This window comes from Allobosea sp. 10L422 (assembly GCF_056395345.1).
The window spans coordinates 156,208-174,849 of record NZ_JBFTJI010000010.1 but is presented as its reverse complement, the minus strand read 5'-3'; the positions used below and the strand labels follow the sequence as shown (position 1 = coordinate 174,849).

Below are 18,642 nucleotides of genomic sequence, written 5' to 3'. Positions count from 1 at the left end.
GATTCCAGAGCGACCAGAAGGGATAAGTCGACCGGCATCAATGCGCGTTCAGTATCGGCGCACCGAATGAGCCGGTTCGGGCGTCACCTGCCCTTGAGACCAGGAGCCACCCACCGCTCGTGACCGGTCACGCACCTGTCAGAGCCGCCTGCCGGCCCGTCCAACGCCTTCGCCCCTCACCGTCATGCCTCAAATGCGGCTGCTAACGGACTGTTCGGAATTAGAAGGACCTGGATAGCGGCTCGGTCAATTCATCAATGATTTCCGCGGATGAACTCGGATGCTCGCTCACCGATCATCAGCGCCGGAGCGTGGAGAGCAGCATTAGGCAAGACCGGCATGATTGACGTGTCGGCCACGCGCAGGCCATCGACACCGCGGACGCGCAATTGCAGATCGAGGACGGCACTGTCGCCCGGGCCGATCGCACATGTCCCGCACTGGTGATACGAGGTGCCAGCGTTGCGCCTGATCTCCTCGATCAGTTCGCTCCGTGACTTCACCGTGGGTCCGGGCGCGATCTCCGATGCGATGTACTTCGCGATCGGACGCTGGCGGGTTAGATCGCGCATGCGCTCCACGCCTGCAGCGAGGATATCGATGTCGCGAGGATCGCTGAAATAGCCGGTCTCGACGACCGGTGCCTCGTCCGGGTTGGATGACCGCAAGCGAACTGTCCCCCTGCTATGCGGGCTGCCCTGATAAATCGTCATCCCGAAACCTTGCTGCCTCGGCAGCAGGTCCCAGAAGCTCTGGCCGCCGCTCGGCGGCAACGCCGAAAGCATGACGACCTGCATGTCCGCCATTGGCAAGCTTTGGTCGCTCTTGAAGAAGCCGCCTGCGGACGCGAAGCTTTCCGCGAGCGCTCCTCCGCGACGAGTGAGGTACGAGAGCCCGGTCTTGATGGCCCCGCCGACTGTCAGGTGATTGCGGGCGGTAACGGGATGCGAGCAGAGAAAGCGCGGCCGGTAACACGGGTGGTTCTGTAGATTCTTGCCCACGTTCGGCGAATCCGCGATCACAGGGATGCCGAGTTTGCGAAGGTCCTCCGCTGGCCCGACGCCCGACTGCAGCAAGACCGCCGGGCTCATGATCGCACCACCGCAGAGAACAATTTCCTGTTCGGCTCGGAAGTCGATCTGCTTCCCGTCCGTGTCGACCGACACAGAAACGGCCCGTCCGGCCTCAAAACCGATCCGCCGAACGCGCGACCGAGACAGGATGGTCAGATTTCGCCGACGCGCTGCAGGTCGCAAGAAAGTGCGAGCCGAACTTGCGCGTAGCCCGCGATCAATGTTGACGTCGTACCAGCCTAGTCCTTCGCGATGATTGGCGTTGAGGTCGTCAACAACCGGCAATCCCATGGCCTCTGCAGCCTCGAGGAAAGCATCACAGATCGGCAGATCCGGCTTGGCCTGACGCAAACGCATCGGGCCCGAGGATCCGTGCCATTCCCCCTCCCCGCGGGCATTATTCTCGGACTTGAGAAAGAACGGTTTGAGATCCGAGAAGCCCCACCCCTGGCAGCCCATTTCGGCCCATCGATCATATTCCGAGGAATGGCCTCGGGTGTAGATCATGCCATTCATGCTGCTCGACCCGCCGATGACCTTGCCCTGCAGCAGGGTCATCTTCCGATGGTTCAACGCCGGAATCGGCTCACTGACGAAGCTCCAGTTGAGCGATGGAATGGTCCCAGCCGCGAAGCCCAGTCCTGGTATCCTCAGGAGCGGGTTGCGGTCGTCCGGGCCCGCCTCAAGCAAAAGGACGCTCGCAGCCGGGTCCTCCGAAAGACGCGAGGCCACCACGCAGCCTGTCGCGCCAGCGCCGACCACGATATAATCGTAAACGGCTTGGTTGTTTCCGCTCACCGCTGCCCCCCGATGATCTGGCAGAGTACCCGCTGGGTGGTCCTGAGATCGTCTTGAGAAATGTCGCGGAAGAGCACCGCTTCGTTCATGCGCGTGTGATCCACGATCGAATCGATTAGGTTTTCCCCTGCCTGCGTCAGCTGCAGACGCTGGGCGCCATCCACCACCAAAAGCCCAAGCTCGACGACGGTCTTCAGAACGTCCTGGCTCGCATCGAAATGCAGCAGCAATTCCGGCTGCAGCTCTTCCAGGGTGCTGTTCGGATTCGACTGAGCGGCTTTAAGCAATCGCGCCTGCATGAGCGTCAGACCAAGGCCGGCGGCCTGACGGCTTTTCTCCAGCTGCGAGGCTATGGCGCCATAAGCGCGAACAAGAAGCGAGGTGAGCAGCCGGTTGTCGATCTCCGGCAGTGAAAGCTCGGACTTCGTATTCGCAAGTGAGCGGACGTCTGGATGGTCGACGGCAACCGCGTAGCGGCCCTTGGAAAACAACAATGGCTGGCGGTCGCAACGCGAATAGCCCTCCACCTGACCGATCAGGATCACATGGTCGCCGCCGTCCACGGTCTGGATCAGGCGGCACTCGAAGATGGCCGCGACATCGCTCAACAGCGGCGCCCGCCCTGCCCCCGATGCCCAGGCAATCCCGTCGAACTTGTTCGGTCCCGATTTGGCAAAGCGCTGCGATAAGGCAACCTGGTCATAAGCCAACACGTTGACCGCAAAATGCGTGCAGGACTGGAATGCCGCAAAGCTCTGGCTCTCTCGACGTATCGACCACAAAACCAGCGGCGGCTTCAGGGAAACTGACGCGAAGGAATTCGACGTCACGCCGTACTGGACGCCGTCCACCGCCGTGGTGATCACCGTGACACCGGTCGCAAACTCGCCGAGCGAACGGCGGAACCCATCGGTGTCCAGCAACGGATCACCGTTCTCAAGCGAACGACGCATGGAAACTCCCTTTACGGGAGGCTTCGCGCTCCTCCCGGCAAACGTCTGGACTTGACTTGGCATTCGGAGCGCGGGGCTATCCGCCAGTCAGGCGCGGCAAGATCAACGTGATCGATGGGAAGACCGCGATGATGAGCAGCCCGATCACGAGCACTATCAGGAAGGGCCGCATCGAACGCGCAGCATCCCCGATCGTGGCCTGAGCCACGCCGCAGGTGATCAGGAACGCGATCCCAATCGGGGGCAGGAACACGCCGATGCCCATCGCGATCAGCAGAACGATCACATAGTGCACCGGGTCGATGCCGAGTTGCAAAGCGGCCGGCATCAGCAGCGGCGACATGATGAGAAGCGCCGGCAGCCCCTCGAGGAGACACGAGACCACGATCATCAGCACGATCGACGCGAGCATGAAGACCAGGACGTGCCCGCCATGAACATGTGTGAGCGCCTCCGCCAGGCGTTGCGGAAGGTCTGCGATCGTCAACGTCCAGGCGAAGGCTGCTGCGGCAGCCAGGACGAAAAGGACCATGCCGGACAGCACGGAGGTCTCGATTGCTCCCTGGATGAATTCGCGAAGCGACAGTTCCCGATAGACGAAGACCGCCAGCACCAGGCCGAAGACGACAGCAACGCCTGAGACCTCTGTGGGAGTGGCGACCCCGAACCGAATGCCGAGCATCAGCATGACCGGCATAAGGAGCGGTAGGAAGGCGCCAGCAGCAGCGGCACCGATTTCCCGCAGCGGAGCGCGCGCAGCGGACCGTTCGCCGCGCAGGCGGGCCTGGATATAGATGAACGCCATGAGGCAGACGGCGAGCGCCGCCGCCGGTAGCAAGCCGGCGATGAGCAGCGCCCCGATCGAAACCGACGTGATCGCAGCGATCACGAGCATAGCGAGGCTGGGTGGGACGGTCTCAGCCATAGCGGCGGACGATGCGAGAACCGCGGCGATCTGGCCTGGCGAATAACCGCGCTTCACGAGCGTTTCACGCATCACGGAGCCAACAGCGGCAACGTCAGCCACCTTGGAGCCAGAGATGCCCGAGACAAGATAGGTCGCGACGACGACGACCTGGAGCATGCCTCCCGGCAGGTGGCCGACCAATGAGGCGGCAAAGCGCACGAAACGAGGGCTGATGCCGCCCCGCTCCATGATGACGCCGGCCCAAAGGAAAAACGGCAGCGCGAGCAGCACGAAATGTTGGGCGCTCGACGCCATATTTTGCGCTACCGCAACGAAGGGTACTGCGTCCGAGACGTATAGATAGAGGCCCGCTGCGAGCATAAGCGCGAAGCCGACGGGAAGGCCGAGCAATACGACGATGAAGAAGAACGTCAGCATCACGTACATTGGCGCATCGCCGTCCAGCGGCCAGAGAACGAGTGCGTATCGACCTAATGCGAGCGTTGCGGCAGCGATCACCAAAGCCGGGACGAGGATGCCTCGCCGCTGCCGGGCGAGCCGCTCGAAAGCAAACAGAGAAATCAGGCTCATACCGGTGAACAACGGCAGCATCACGAGCCCGACCGGCAGTTCCAGCGCCTGTGTCCGCTGGCTCCACTGCTCGGTGACGAGTTCCCACGCCGACCGGGCCATCGCCACCGCGACGACAAATACAAACACGTCAAGAACGATCGCCAGCTTTGCTCGCGCCCGATCGCTGAGAAACCCGGTCGCTATATTGACTGCCGTGTGGCCGCCTCGGCGGTAAGCGACAGCCCCGCCGACGAACGTCAGGATCGAAATGGCGATGATGGTGACTTCGTCCGACCAGAGGAGAGCATGTCCAAAGAATGTGCGCGCAACAACATGGGCGACAACTGCCACCAGCTCGGTCATGAGCGTAAGAGCGAGAAGGCTGACAAGAAGCCCGTCAAGGCGGGAAGACCAGGCCTCCAGGTGCCGCGACCAGGTGGGCACTGTTGAAACGTCCTGCGCGGTGAGCTGCATTTCTGCCATGTCCGGGCCTCTGCGCCGATCCATGATCGGTGCTGAACAAATTGTCCGTGCGCCCTGCGAACACGGTGCATCGCAGGGCGCTGTTCAAGGGCGGTTTCAGGCTTTCGCCACGCGCAGCACCTGATCGACAAGGTCGGCGCCGACTTTCTGCTTGAACCGATCATAAACCGGAGTCAGCAGAGCCCGGAAAGCAGCAGTGTCGACCGGGATGATCTCGATGCCGCGGTCCTGTGTGAACTTCTGCGATTCCAGCGAGGTGGCCGCAACGTGCTTCCGCCACTCTGGCTGGATCTCCTTCGCGGTGTCCTGAATCACCTTGGCATGTGCGGGATCCAGGCGAGCCAGGCGGCGCTTGCTCATCGCCAGCCACACCGGGTTGTAGGCGTGGTTGGTCAAGCTGACGTACTTGACTACCTCATACCATTTGGATGCCACCAGGCTCAGGAACGGCACTTCGAATGCGTCGACCGTGCCCTGGGAAACCGCGAGGTAGAGCTCGGTCGAATCCACCACGGTTGGGATCGCTCCAAGCGTGGAGAAGGTGTCCGCGAACACGGGACCGACCGGAAGGCGGATCTTGATGCCCTGGAAGTCCTTGGGCTGACGGATCGGCTTCTTGGAGGTCTGCGTGACGCGCCATCCCCAACTCGACCAGGACAGAATCTCGATGCCCTTTTCGGAAATCTTGTTGGCCAGCATGGTGCCGACCTCGCCGTCGATGACCTTCTCGGCGGCTTTCTCGTCCGAGAACATGAAGGGTAACCCGAGAACCCCGAGCTCGGGTACCATGCCTTCCGACATTGACGCCCCGCTGACGGTCATATCAATCGTGCCGGTTTGCAATCCGGTCAGAGCATTCGCGATCGTTCCGAGCTGACCGTCGGGGAAGATTCGAACCTTGATCGCGCCAGAGGTCCGCTGATCCACCAGATCAGCGAATTTCGTCATGATCACGTGATTGGGGTGGGTCGCGGAGTCGGGCGTTGCGATGCGCAAGGTGGTGGTCGCCGCGCGGGCGATGCCCGGAGTAAAGATGCCTGCCGAGGCCATAGCGGCCGTACCGGCGAGTGCCTTCCGACGTGTGATCGTTGCCATGTTTCGTCTCCCTCGATGTTTATTTTTGATTTGATTGCCGAGCTTAAGCTTCGGGTCGAATTACTGCGCGGCGGTCATCGCCTCCAACCCAGCGCCTTCCTTGCTAGCCGGCGCTTCCTGCAGATGCTCGCGCAAGGTGGCGCCGGCATAATCTCGACGCACCAGCCCGCGCGCTTGCAGGATCGGGACTACGTGGTCGACGAACTCCTCGATCATACCGGGTTTGGTCGGGGCGCTGAGGTTGAAACCCAACCCGCCGCTTTCACGCCAGTAACGCTCAAGCTCATCGGCGATCCGTTCCGGAGAACCCACGATCTGGGGCAGGCCGACCGTCAGGCCCATCTGAATGGCCGCTTCGCGGACGGTCACCTTCTTGCCCTTGTCTCCACCGATCTGGTTCATCGCCTCCATCATTCCGCGCGAGGCCTGGGTCGGGACCTCTTCCAGCGGCTGATCCGGATCGAGCTTGCTGCAATCGATACCGAGCGGCGCGGAGAGACGGCTGAGACCTGCCTCCAGCGGAACACGTTCGCGGAGCCGCTCCAGGCGCTTTTGGGCTTCTTCATCGGTGCTGCCGATGACATACTGGGTGCCGAAGAGGATGCCGACCGGATCACGACCGGCGGCACGGGCGCCGTCGTCGAAACGCGAGCGAAAAGCCTTCATTGCTGCCAGATGCGGCTGGATGGCAAAGATGGCGTCAGCGTGCTTCAGAGCAAATTGCATACCTCGCCCTGAGGAGCCGGCCTGAAAAATCACCGGCCGATTGCCCTGTGGCGACGGCAATGTCGAGGAGACGGCCTGGCAGCGGAAGTACTTCCCCTGATGGTCAATACGCCTGACTTTTTCAGGCACTGCCATGATGCCGGACTTCTTATCCATCGGCAGCGCGCCCGGGGCAAAACTATCCCAAAGCGCATAGCACACGTCCATGAACTCATCGGCGAAGTCGTATCGCTCGTCGTGCTCCATCAGCGCCTGGCCAATGGCACGATGCTCCGCTCGCATATGACCGGTCACGACATTCCAGGCGACACGCCCGCGGCTCAGATAATCGAGTGAGGAAATCCGTCGGTGAGCCAGGTACGGCGGCGTGCCGTTGACGGACAGCGTCACGCCGATACCGAGGCGCTCCGTTGCTGCGGCCATAGCAGCCACGATCGGCATTGGGTCGTGCGTTGGCCAAACGACTCCGTAACGCAGTGGTGTATCTTGGCTGTCCCGGAACTGATCGGATGCGGCCGGCGTATCCGCAAAGAAAGCGGCATCGAACCGTCCGCGCTCCAGCGTGCGGGCGATATGCTGCCAGTAGGCGAAATCACCCAGTCCTTCGAGCTGATGGTCGTCCTCGCTCGCCCAGCTCAGCGCGGTATGCGTGATCGGTGAAGGAAAGAACATGTGAACGAGATGCATGTGTGACATGGCGGCGTGTCCCGTGTCCTTGTCTGCTGATCTCAGCCGTTTCCGGCCGACCATTCCGCATCGACGATCCGCACACCCGCAGCGTCGAGCGTCTTCTGCATGTTGAGGATTTCAAACAGCGAACGGCCGGATCGAATCTGACGGCGGACATCAACCTCCGTCTCATTGCGCTTTCGAGCGAGGCGAACTGCGTCAGCCGCCAAAGTTACGGGGATGACCAGCACGGCATCGTCGTCCGCAACGATGATATCACCGGGCACGACCCGCACCCCGTCGCACACCACGGGGATATTGACGGCGCCGGGGCCGCGCTTCTCCGGATGAGAAGGGGAAACGATTGTCGACCAGACCGAACAACCCATTTCTCTGAGAGCAGCGGTGTCGCGGACCGGGCCGTCGACGACGATGCCTTCGATCCCTTTCTCAGCTGCGAAGGTCGCCGCTACATCGCCCCAAAGAGCGCCTTGCGGAAGACCGCCATTGCTGAGAACGAGTACATCGCCACGCTGCGCGACGTTCAGCGCAGCATGGATCATGAGATTGTCGCCAGGATAGTTGTTGGACGTCACAGCTGGGCCGACGATCCGCTGGCCATTGGCGATCGGACGCATCCGGGGGGTCATCAAATGGGCCCGCCCGTCCATGGCGCCCATTGCTTCGTGCAGGTCCGAAACAGGAAACTGCCGGATCTCTTCAATCAGAGACTGGGGACAGCGTGGGATGCGGGTATAGACGGTTGGCTGCATCACACGCCCTCGACCGCTTCGAAGCCGTAGAGCGCGGCCGGATTTGTGACCAAGAGTTGCCGACGCTTATCCACCTCGGGAACCCAGTCCAGCAGAGGATCGAGGAGCTCGGCGTATGCCGGAAGCGGACCGGAGAACGCAGGGTGGGGCCAGTCGCTTCCCCAAACGGCCCGATCGGGAGCCAAGTTCATCAAGGAAGTCACGAATGGCTTCAGATCGGAATAGGGCGCGGCTTGCTTCGAAACTCGATAGAATCCGGAAACCTTCACATAGCAGCGCCCGCCCCGAAGCAGGCGCAGCAATGTTTGAAACGCTGCCTGCGAAACGCCAGCAGCGGGATCAATAAGAGCGAGGTGATCGAATACGACCGGGCTGCGGAGCCTTCCGAGCAACTCTTCGTGCTCAATCAAATGCTCCGGCTTTGCAAGCAGCTGAAGATGCCAGCCGAGCTCGGAAATGCGCGCGGCCAAGCGTTCTAGATCAGCAAGGTTATCGAGGGACAACTGTTGCGGAAGGATTCGCCGGATTCCGCAGGCATTTTGAGCTTGTAGCTTGACCAGCTCCGAGTCGGACACATCGGTATCGATAACCGCGATCAGCCTCGTCGGAATCGGAAGTTCGCCAAGTGCATCAAGGTGTCGTCGATTATCGGTCCCGTAGACGCTTGGCTGGACTAAAACCGCACGGTCGACACCCGCTTGGCGAAAAACCTCTGCAATCGTGCTTGGGAGCGCGTCGTCGGGTGTGAAGCCGCGTGCCGGATCGTATGGATACCGGCTGACCGGCCCAAATACGTGAATGTGAGAATCTACCGTGCCTGCCGGCAATTGAAAACGCGGAATCCGCAGGCCGTCCGACTCCGCCTGGAGCATCTCGTTCAAACTATTTCCTCCCGCCTCACCAGCGGCTTCTGGTCCTCGCCGCCTCGTCATTCCGCCGAAGCGGACGCGGGAGCGATGGGTTGGGTACCAGCGACTGGCGCTACCAACTGCAAGCAGCTTGGCATGGGGAAGGTATCGGGTGAATGCGCTATATTATGATTGGACCTAACACATTATGCGATAGCTCCTTATGCTTGGATCATTGCCTCTAGCGGGTAAGGTATTGATTTTACGTCATCTTCTGGTTGAATGAAGACATCACGATAGTGTGTGATCCGGCTGCGAAGGTAGCCGATGAGCCATTCGCTGAGTCGGTCCATGGGCTGACTTTGCAGATGAACGAAGTAGAGCGGTAAACTAAAGGCCATTCCACTAGAAACCTCAAGATTCAATACTTTAAGATCACCGCGCTCAACCTGATTTTTAACAAAATGAAGCGGAGCGAACGACCACCCAAAACCGCTCTGAACATATTCAAGTCTGCTGTGTTGGTCGGCAAACATCCAATACCGAGAACTCAACACTAACCCCATGACGGCTTGAGCGCGATCGGTGAGCATGAGCTGAACATGCCGGCGGAGCTCCTTCCGGCTGATCGGCCCATCCTTTTTTGCGAGCGGATGCGAGCTGGCGACGACCGGTACGATCCGCACCTTCGCGAGGAACTCAACCCTCAAGTCCTTCGAGTCCGATAAGAGCGGCGAATAGATTGCGAGCCGCGCCTGATCGTTGCGCAGTCTTTGTTCTGTGGCACCAAGCCCCTCTGTAAATAGCGCCACCGGGACTCGGGGGAACCTCTCGCTGAATGATCGTAGGCCTTCCATCAGGAGCTCACTCGGAAAAACCTGATCTACGGCTAACGCTAATTGCGCGGGCAGCCCCTCCGCTAGCGTTTCAGCACGCTTCTTCAGCGCTTCGACATCTCCCACGATGTCGCTCGCATCGCGAAGCAGCGCAGCTCCGGCGGCTGTAATCTGGGGCGCCCGTCCTGATCGCTCGAATAGCTCCAAACGTAGCGCCTCTTCCATTGATCTGATCGATTGACTGATTCCTGATTGCACTCGGCCGAGACGCCGCGCGGTGGCTGAAAAGCTACCCGTTTCCGCGACAGTCAGGAAAATCCGAAGTTGATCTAGCGTGAGTGAGTCGAGCATATCGCACTCCCTTTGACCGCGGTCTTCACTTGCCGTCGGGCACGACCGACAAGCTGCGCTTCAGACACCGCAGCGCAAAACACGACCTCGTATGTCTGACGCCGGGAATTTTGTAGAGCTTGTCGCGCAAGAACTCCTCATACCCGCGCGTCCCGCTAACAGCGACTTTGATGAAGTAGTCGTACTCCCCGGTGGTCAGATAAGCCTCCAGAACTTCTGGGAACTCGGAGAGAGCAGCGCCGAAGCGCGCCAGAACGTCATCGTCGTGGTGCTCCAGGTTCACCTCGATTATGACGGTCTCGGAAAGCCCAAGCAGCGATTGGTCCAGGATGGCCGCGTATCCCTGGATGTATCCATCTTCCTCAAGTCGCTTGACCCTCTGCCAGCACTGACTGGCCGACAGGTGAACCTTTTCCGAAAGTTGGCTGCTCGTCAGCTTCGCATTTCCCAGCAATTCCCTCAGAATTTTTCGATCGATGGAATCAATTTCTCGTCTCACGTAACCCTCTCTCGCACAAATCGCCTATGCGGACTCTCGCATCATTGGCCGAGCATTGTATGGAAATCGATGCCACTGACAAAACGATTGCTTGAAAATCCGCGACAGCACCGACTTTTTCCGGAACATGTTTTGTCGGATCCCCACTATGATGCCGCCACAGTGGGAGAAGCGCGTATGTACCGAGCTGAGTTTGCGTCGAGCGATCCTCTAAACGACCTTCCTCGTGTTCTGGACGCGATGCGTAAGATGGGATTTCAGCTATGCCGAGCCTCAGTTGAGGCGCAGTTTGGAGACGCCGCCCATGTCAGCATTCAATTCTTGCCGCGTGGGCAACTTTCGGTAGCGACATTCATCGAGCGCATCAGCCTTCTGCCTGGTATCGAGAGCGTGACGCACAGCGCCATCGATCAGGCTGCAGCGGCGTGAGCCTGCAGCTTCATGAAAGCTTCGCAGCGCGCGTTAATAGCCAGCCTCGATCGCGAGAAATCCGAACGCCTCATGGCCGCTGGACGCCTGCAATATACTGCACGGCAGCGGCGCTGTTTTTCCCGCGGCTAGTGGGTTTGCACGTCAACTCAAAGCGTGGGTCACCGAATTCGGCCGGCGCTCGCCTTGCTATAGGGCGACTGCTTCTCGCTGCACGCAGGGGCGATGAGTTGGCCTACGTCGGCTGGGTCGGCACTGGCTTGAATCACACCAGCGGGTCCGCTCTGCGCAAGCAGATGGATATCCGAAACGTGCTCGCTATCAAGCCGAAGCCGCTTCGCTGAGATCAATCCGATAGCGTCCACCTGGTCGAGGCGCGGCACGCGTGCGGGGCCGCCGGTCTCGTCGAAGGCGGAGAACGGTTGTTGATGATGTCGCCCCGGCTCGAAGGACTGATATTGCAATCCTAGAATCGATAGAGGAATCTTGCCCAGTGCCAAGGATCAGCCGGGCTGAGTTTGGCGAAGTGGCGGTCGCCCGCAGGTGTCGATGTCTGATCCGATAGCATCAAAGCGCGTTCAGAAAGGGGCTCGCCCCACGGCTTCGCTAGCGCAGAATCTTGATCAGGATCCTTGTACCAACGAATGGAATTACAGCAGCGGTATCAGACTCTTTCATTTTGGCGATGGGCAGCCACCGCCACTGACGGCGACCGGCTTTCTCCCAATGCCCCCTGATCGCCAGCTTGCAGGCTGCGTGTGCCAAGCAGCACGGGCCCTTCTGGATGTCACTCAAGCTTGGTTGTGGCAAAACGCGAAAGTGTCGCGCAAGACCATAAACGACTTTGAAAACGGGTATGCTCGTCCCAAGGCGGCTCTCAATTTAAGAATGAGGCGAGCGCTGGAGCGTGCGGGTGCGCAGTTCGTCTACGGAGAGAACGTTGTCGGTGTGATCGTTTACAAAGCGAAGCCGGCCTCTGCCGCCCCATCCCATCAGCCGGCAAAAAGCGGCCCCGTTAACCATAATTGAGTCAAATTGTAGCGAATTTTTTATATCTGAGATATATTAGTTAACGTTCAGCTTGGGCAATGGCGACCCGAGTTGATCGCGACCAGCGGCAGAGAGTGCCGAGGATCGTAGGCGGCCTCCCATATCCTGGCCGGTTTCCCGCCCTCTTCCAGTCAAACGCAAAACTGCCCGTGCGCCTGGCGCATCTCGTTGTCGTCAATCATGGAGCCGCAAATGGCAATCCAGAGACACTTCGGCTTGGCCTATCGAGGATTCTACACATCTGCGGCGGGCATAAGCCGTATCGTCGACATCCATACCAGGGCCCGTCCTATGGCTGTGCGCTCGCACATGTGCCCTTTCGGAGATGATCCGGCCTCCGCCTTGCTGGACGAGGAATTCGACGACCTCTCCTGCGACCCTGGCGTTCTCTTGCAGCTAGCCAATCAGGCCTGATGCTCCTGAGCCGTCGTCGGCTCTCCACAGCGTACCGACCAAATCTCCGCCGAGGCCTATCCCTGATCGCGCTCCGTTGCGATGTCGTCCGATTCCTTGGGAGCTTTCATGCCGCAAAGAAAGCCGATCACCGGAGCGAAGAAACTCGCCCCGATGCCCCCCGACCTGCTAGCGCGCGCCTATCTCGATATCCTCGCCCGGGAGGCAGGAGCGAAGACCAGGCCGATGCTCCCTGGGGCGTACTCAGACGCAGCGTTAGAGCGTCTGATCGACGACCTCGAGGACTACGCGCGGGACACCGCCAGCGCCCGTCTCCGGCCGGATCTGGCAGCCGTGGCGATCTTGATGGCTCGGGCGATCGAAGCAGAGCCTGGTCTGGCAGGACAGCTCCGCCGTGACGCTCCCGTCGTCGTCATGACCATACACAGCCCCAACCTGGCCGAGACGGCAAAGGAAGTCGCGCAGGAATGCGTGCTCCCCCAGCACTCACGCGTTTTGGATGTTGAGAGCTCGACGTTGGTGAGTCCTCAGACGCGGGGGATTCTGCTGGTTCGCGACGGCACCGCCAAGCCAGATCGTCGCGACAAGGGGAGCAGGGAGGTCACCTCAGCGCTGCAGTATCGGATTCCCATCATGGGAATCGCTCCCGATCCCTTGCGACACCTGCCTCAAGCTCTGATCCGAACGGCCGCTTTCAAGCTCACGCTGCCCTCGCTCGACCAGGCAGGCGTTGCCTTGATCGTTGAAGCTGTCACGGGCCTCGCGCCGACGCGCGCGATGGATCCGAACCTCGTTCGCATGCTGGACATCGACGATCTCCCGCTGGCGTTCAGGTTCGGCCTGCGGGGAGACGAATGCCTCTCCGCCATCGAAGATGTTGTGAGGAAGCGCGGCGATTATCTCTTCGAAGGCCCGTCGCTTGAAGAGCTCACCGGCTATGGCGCAGCCAAGGATTGGGGGCTTCAGCTGGCCGACGACCTGACGGAATACCGTGCCGGTCGCCTCAGTTGGGCAGACGTCGATCACAAGGGCCTCTTGCTCTCCGGTCCGCCAGGAACGGGCAAAACGCAGTTTGCGCGGGCTCTGGCGAAGACAGCGCGGGTGCCGCTTGTCTCGACCTCGGTCGCGGAATGGAATTCCGCTTCATACCTTTCGGGCACGCTGCAGGCGATCCGGGACGCGTTCTCACGAGCTCGCCGCCAAGCTCCCTGCATCCTGTTCATCGATGAGGTGGACGGAATTTCGGATCGCGCGAAGCTTGGCGGGGACTACATCGAATATTGGACCCAGATCGTGAATCTGCTGCTGGAGCAGCTGGCCGCGATCGAGGAGCGCGCTGGGGTTGTTGTCGTCGCCGCGACCAACCACCCGGACCGCATTGACGCGGCCGTCAAACGCGCTGGCCGACTTGATCGGGAAATCCAGATCGAGAAGCCTGATACGCGCGAGCTGGTTGAGATATTCCGCTTCTATCTAGGCTCGCAGACCTTGAAGGATGCGGACCTCGTTCCTCTGGCTATGGCCTCACGCGGAGCGACTGGGGCCGACGTCGAGGCTGTGGTTCGGCGTGCAAAGGGCACTGCCCGACGCGCTCGTCGCGAGCTTACGATCGATGATCTTTTGGCCGTGCGGAATGGCGATGTTCCTGCATTGTCGCCGGAGGCCAGGTGGCGCATCGCGGTCCATGAGGCGGGGCACGCACTTGCTGCGATCGCCCTGGAGGCCGGGCATGTTGGTGGGGTCTCGATCCATCCTGCCGGCGGCTTTATGGAGTTCCGAAGCGATCTCTCGGGGTCTTCGACCTACGAGCGGCTGTTGACGGAGATGGCGGTCCTCATGGCTGGTAGGGCCGCGGAACGCTTGATCCTCGGAGATGTCGGCGCCGGGGCCGGAATGGCCCGTGAATCGGATCTTGGCCGTGCAACAGCGCTCGCGTTGCTGATTGAGGCCCAGTGCGGGCTCGGGCACTCAGGCGAAGCTTACATCGGGGATATCAAGGAGCTCGTCTACGCCCCGGCGCTGCATCTAGCCGTCAATCTGCAGCTCAAGGACGCTGAGGCTAAAGCGTCGCTCACGCTCGATCAAAAGCGCGGCCGGCTAGAGGCGCTCGCGAACGCGCTCAATCAGGAGGGATATCTGTCGGGCGATGAGATCCGTTCGATCGTCTGCGTCGCGCCTATCGACTTGAACGAAGCCGAAGAGGAATTCGCATGACCGAAGCTAATCACACCGCGCGCAAAGATCGGAAGTCCAGATCTCTCTCTGAGATCGAGGGGCGCCTCCTGGAGGCCACGCACGACCTCGCCGGCACACTCGGTGTTGAGCCTCACCAGGCGATTCGCGCGCTTGCGACTGTCGTGCAGCGCCGCGCTGACTTCGAGCGAATGCGACGCGATGCGAACCTCGGTGAGCCTTTAGTCAGCCCCTGACAGTATCCCGCCGCACGAACGGATCGGTCCGGTCTCGGCCGGACGGGTCCTGCCTGCCTTTATCGCAGCGAAGGGTGAGGCCATGCAGGAACTGGTTGAACGCATCAAGTTGGCTAGCGCCGATCTAGAGCGGCTGGAGCAGGGGTGGAGGCCTTCTGCCCTGGATCTGGCGGACGCGGTATCCCTCGACAACTGGATCATTGGCATCCAGCCCAACACGAACCAAACCGTCTTTTGGGGTGAAGCTGTCGGGCATCCGATCCTGGGCAATAGACATATCGTCACGAGCCCAGTCCTTTGGGTCAGCAAGGATCGTCAGATCGCGCGCACGTTGAGCCGCTGGTATCGCTTGGGCGAGCCGGCAGCGCTATCGCTTGACCCCTCATGTCGATCTGACGATTCAAACCTAGACGGCGGCCTCGAACCCTGAAGCGCAGAGCCCATCGACGCGGCTGTCATAGCTTGTTCTCGTCGCAATATAGCGCCGAGCGCCGGGTCGATGAATTGCTCCCTTGCGCCTTCCTTGTTTGAGGGATCCGGCTCTCAGTCCTTGGATGCGCGATGCACCCATCACCGAACACCCTGATTTTTCCTACGTTGGCCACGCTGCAGACCGGACGCGGTTGCCTGGCCCAACCGGCTATCGAGCCGCAGCTGTAAGGAATGCGAAACGATACCTTTGACTCGCGTCGCTCGCTCGCAAGTTGCAGCGACGCCATTAAGGATTCCGGCACATTCGAGATGATAGGCAACTATCAAAAGAACGGGAGCCGATCTTGAATACAAATGGCGCTCAACTCCGAAATACCAGACCGATTTCGGCCACTCACACGCTGATGCGAAATTTATCCGCTTCATGATGAGCCGATAAATCCAAAGACTGCTTCAGCAATCAACCCCAATCAGCGATGACGTAACGTAATTACCCTACAAATGGCGCGGGTGAAACGCGTGGCTAAAAAATCTGCTAGAAAAAGGAATGTCATTCCTTACAGCCGCGATGGATACCGCGGCGAGCATCCGGTCGGAAGATCGGGAGGCAAACTCGTGCAATGCGAGTCCTTGCTGGAACTCGATGCGCTGATGATGCTCGATGCGTTCGATCGGGCCATCACGAACGTCGAAAGCCAGCCATTCAAAGTGGAGTATCGGCACGACGGCAAGTTCCGGAATTGGACGCCCGATTTTCTTGTCGAGCGAACCGGCGTCCGGCCCGAACTCGTCGAAGTGAAGACGTTAGAGCGCCTCTATCCCGCGGACCCGCTCGCCCGTGCTGATGCTATTCACCGCTTCAGAGCCCTCCAGGACGCCACGGAACGAAAGGGCTTCAAGTTTCGACTTCTGTCTGAGGCGGAGATTCGGGTTCAGCCAGCCCTCTACAACGCAAAATTGCTCTGCCGTCACTCGCCTCTTCGGAACAATCCGGCTCTCGTCCTGCGCGGACGAATGGCTCTGCTAAAACTCAATCAGCACACAATCGACGCCTTCCAGGAAGAAATCGGCCCTGATGTCGATGGCTTCGCCATGGCCGTCGCTATGGATTGGCTGGGCCATGCCCAGTTGGATCGGCGATCGCGCTTTTCTCGCGCATCGACGTTTCGTCCCCTCTGATTTCATGGGTGTATGATGGACATTGCACTGCGTATGCAGTCCGGCGCACCTGTTCGGATCGATGGCCGCGCGTTCATCGTCGGGCCAATCGAGGAACATGGTCGCGTCTTTACCGAGAAAGCGACCGGTCACCAGATCAGGTTGCCCAACGCCGCGCAGCTTCGCATGGCGCGGGAGTCGCGCCTAACCAGCGAGGCTTCTTTCCGAGCGATCGAGGAAGACCGTCGGGAACTCCTGGAGACGGACTGGGGAACCTTCACCGCTGCGGAGCGGCAAATCGCGGAAGAGCGCCAGCGGTTAGTCGCAGCTTTGGATAAGGTGGTCGAAAGAGACCGATCCAAAAAGGCCGTCATTAAGGACGTCATCGCGGAGGTCGCCCGCACCAGGTCGTTCAACGGCGGGACTCCGTCGCCCAGAAGCGTCCGGGAATGGTACCGCAATTGGGTGATAGCCGGGCGGGACATCAGAGTGCTGGTTGCGCTCAACTTCAAGAAGGGCCGTCGGGAGCAACGCCGTCCGAAATGGATGGAAGAAGAGATCAATCGCGCGATCGACGAGGTCTATGCCGTAGGTACTCGTGGATCGGAAGCCGAAACGCGCCGGCGCGCCACCGATCGTATTCGGGCGCGTGCAACGCGCGACGGGCTTGTTGTTCCAGACCTCGGCCAGAAGAATATCGTCGGCAAGAATGCCATCAGCAAGGCGCTCAAGCGCCGGGAGCAATATGATCTGCTCAGCCGTCGGTATTCTCGCGAGGACGCTGATCGTATCCTTGCCGCAGTCGGCATCGGACCCCAAGGCGATTATCCGCTCGCCGAGGTCGAAATCGATCACACACCACTCGATGTTCAAGTCGTCGAGGACGAGGTCCTGCTCGGTCGACCTTGGTTAAGCGCTCTCATTGACCGATACAGCCGATGCATCCTCGGCTTCTCGCTGACCTTTCACCCGCCATCTTGGACCAGCACGATGATGGCCTTGCAACACGCCGTCATGCCTAAGGACCAAGCTCTCCAGGATTTGGGCGGCATCAACGAAACATGGGACTGCCAAGGCGTTCCTGACAAGCTGTTCACCGACGGCGGGAAGGATTTTCTCTCGGAATCAATGCGGGCCACCGAAGCCGCTCTGAATATGACCCTAGTACCGCTTCCTCGCAGGCGACCGCAGCTCAAGGGCAAGATCGAGCGTTGGTTCGGGAAGTTGGAGCATGAGGTTATCCATACACTTCCCGGGACGACCTTTTCGAACGTCATCCAGCGTAAGGGTTACAATTCCGGGGAAGAGGCAATCTTGTCGCTAAACGAGGTCAATTGGATCGTAACCAAGTGGATCGTCGATATCTATCACCAGGAACAGCACTCAGCCACGGGTGAAGCTCCAATGGAACGATGGAGACGCGGCATGAGTGCATGCGGCGTCAAGCTACCGCCGCCCCGCGAACTTCTCGCACCGCTAACAGGCGTTGTCGTCCCACGAACGCTTGATAGGCAAGGGATCCGCTTCAAGAATCTGCGTTGGAACTCGAAAGAGTTCTCGGCCTTGCGCAACCGACTAGGCGCGAACCTCGATGTCCGGGTCAGGCTCGATCCGCTCGCCATCCGAGAGATCTACGTTTTTGATCCCATGAACAGAAAGTGGGTCGCGGGGCAGCTCGACGGCGCTTATGACGACGACGTCACTCTCCATCAGTGGGAAGTCATCAAGAAGCGCGCGGATGAAATTCGCGAGGCCGATGAAAAGCAGCGAGATGCAATTTCGCGGGCGCGGCGCGAGCTTTTCGACTTCGTTAAAAAGCTGGTGAAAGAGAGAAAGAAGTCAAAAGCCACCAAAAACGTCGGCCGGTTCATGAAGGATGGCAGGAAGCCCTCAGCGCACCTTGCCCCGGAGCGGGTCGACTTAGACGCGAGCGAGCTCGGTATCGGTGGGCATATCCATGGGGAAGGCGCCCCTCCGCAGTCCAATCAGAAGCTTCCGCGAGCCCAGCGGCAATCCGCAGAGGATGCCCATAAAGAACAGTCTGACCGAGCGCTCCTGGCGGCATTGTCCATGGCTAGAACGAATGATCCAGATGAAGACACCACACACAAATTAGTGGTGCGAACGCGAATTACGGGAAAGTGAA

The 18,642-nt window shown here is 60.0% G+C and carries 16 protein-coding genes and 1 pseudogene; 8 read left to right on the top strand and 9 right to left on the bottom strand.

Annotated features, from left to right (window positions below):
• Positions 1-254 precede the first annotated feature (254 nt).
• The 9 genes from AC1DEZ_RS19650 to AC1DEZ_RS19610 form a co-directional block, all read right to left on the bottom strand.
• Positions 255-1,871: a GMC family oxidoreductase gene (locus AC1DEZ_RS19650; RefSeq protein WP_476780505.1), complete on the bottom strand. Its 1,617-nt coding sequence runs from the start codon at positions 1,869-1,871 to the stop codon at positions 255-257.
• Positions 1,868-2,824, bottom strand: a complete 957-nt coding sequence (locus AC1DEZ_RS19645; RefSeq protein ID WP_476780504.1) for a flavin reductase — start codon at positions 2,822-2,824, stop codon at positions 1,868-1,870. The genes AC1DEZ_RS19650 and AC1DEZ_RS19645 overlap by 4 nt, the downstream gene beginning before the upstream one ends.
• A 76-nt stretch (positions 2,825-2,900) precedes the next feature.
• Entirely contained in the window at positions 2,901-4,787 is a 1,887-nt protein-coding gene (locus AC1DEZ_RS19640; RefSeq protein WP_476780503.1) for a TRAP transporter large permease, read from the bottom strand.
• A gap of 96 nt (positions 4,788-4,883) precedes the next feature.
• Entirely contained in the window at positions 4,884-5,882 is a 999-nt protein-coding gene (locus tag AC1DEZ_RS19635; RefSeq protein WP_476780502.1) for a TRAP transporter substrate-binding protein, read from the bottom strand.
• Positions 5,883-5,942: 60 nt separating this feature from the next.
• Positions 5,943-7,304 carry an NtaA/DmoA family FMN-dependent monooxygenase gene (locus AC1DEZ_RS19630; RefSeq protein ID WP_476780501.1) on the bottom strand — a complete coding sequence of 454 codons (1,362 nt, stop codon included), beginning with the start codon at positions 7,302-7,304 and terminating at the stop codon, positions 5,943-5,945.
• A 32-nt stretch (positions 7,305-7,336) separates the two neighbouring features.
• A complete protein-coding gene (locus AC1DEZ_RS19625) occupies positions 7,337-8,050 on the bottom strand; it encodes a 4-carboxy-4-hydroxy-2-oxoadipate aldolase/oxaloacetate decarboxylase (protein WP_476780500.1) in 714 nt (237 codons plus the stop codon).
• Positions 8,050-8,922, bottom strand: coding sequence for an amidohydrolase family protein (locus tag AC1DEZ_RS19620; RefSeq protein ID WP_476780550.1), 873 nt, complete (start codon positions 8,920-8,922; stop codon positions 8,050-8,052). Before AC1DEZ_RS19620 ends, AC1DEZ_RS19625 begins: the two co-directional genes overlap by 1 nt.
• Before the next feature lie 197 nt (positions 8,923-9,119).
• Positions 9,120-10,085 carry a LysR family transcriptional regulator gene (locus AC1DEZ_RS19615; RefSeq protein WP_476780499.1) on the bottom strand — a complete coding sequence of 322 codons (966 nt, stop codon included), beginning with the start codon at positions 10,083-10,085 and terminating at the stop codon, positions 9,120-9,122.
• 25 nt (positions 10,086-10,110) lie between these two features.
• Complete coding sequence (locus AC1DEZ_RS19610; protein ID WP_476780498.1) at positions 10,111-10,584, bottom strand: Lrp/AsnC family transcriptional regulator; 474 nt, start codon at positions 10,582-10,584, stop codon at positions 10,111-10,113.
• A 69-nt stretch (positions 10,585-10,653) separates the two neighbouring features.
• On the opposite strand from AC1DEZ_RS19610, the gene AC1DEZ_RS19605 reads away from it, so the two are divergent.
• The 8 genes and pseudogenes from AC1DEZ_RS19605 (at position 10,654) to AC1DEZ_RS19570 (ending at position 18,641) form a co-directional block, all read left to right on the top strand.
• A complete protein-coding gene (locus AC1DEZ_RS19605) occupies positions 10,654-11,013 on the top strand; it encodes a hypothetical protein (protein WP_476780497.1) in 360 nt (119 codons plus the stop codon).
• 185 nt (positions 11,014-11,198) lie between these two features.
• Positions 11,199-11,315, top strand: a pseudogene (locus AC1DEZ_RS19600) (non-homologous end-joining DNA ligase); the annotation flags it as partial.
• 247 nt (positions 11,316-11,562) lie between these two features.
• Positions 11,563-12,042, top strand: coding sequence for a helix-turn-helix domain-containing protein (locus tag AC1DEZ_RS19595; RefSeq protein ID WP_476780496.1), 480 nt, complete (start codon positions 11,563-11,565; stop codon positions 12,040-12,042).
• Between the two features lie 543 nt (positions 12,043-12,585).
• Positions 12,586-14,691 carry an AAA family ATPase gene (locus tag AC1DEZ_RS19590; protein WP_476780495.1) on the top strand — a complete coding sequence of 702 codons (2,106 nt, stop codon included), beginning with the start codon at positions 12,586-12,588 and terminating at the stop codon, positions 14,689-14,691.
• Complete coding sequence (locus AC1DEZ_RS19585; protein ID WP_476780494.1) at positions 14,688-14,906, top strand: hypothetical protein; 219 nt, start codon at positions 14,688-14,690, stop codon at positions 14,904-14,906. The genes AC1DEZ_RS19590 and AC1DEZ_RS19585 overlap by 4 nt, the downstream gene beginning before the upstream one ends.
• An 82-nt stretch (positions 14,907-14,988) precedes the next feature.
• The gene (locus AC1DEZ_RS19580) at positions 14,989-15,336 is read left to right on the top strand and encodes a DUF6634 family protein (RefSeq protein ID WP_476780493.1); all 348 of its coding nucleotides are present in this window, start codon (positions 14,989-14,991) and stop codon (positions 15,334-15,336) included.
• A 521-nt stretch (positions 15,337-15,857) separates the two neighbouring features.
• Positions 15,858-16,517 (top strand): TnsA endonuclease N-terminal domain-containing protein, encoded by a 660-nt coding sequence (locus AC1DEZ_RS19575; protein WP_476780492.1) that lies wholly within the window; start codon positions 15,858-15,860, stop codon positions 16,515-16,517.
• A 15-nt stretch (positions 16,518-16,532) separates the two neighbouring features.
• Positions 16,533-18,641 (top strand): Mu transposase C-terminal domain-containing protein, encoded by a 2,109-nt coding sequence (locus tag AC1DEZ_RS19570; RefSeq protein WP_476780491.1) that lies wholly within the window; start codon positions 16,533-16,535, stop codon positions 18,639-18,641.
• Position 18,642: the final 1 nt, after the last annotated feature.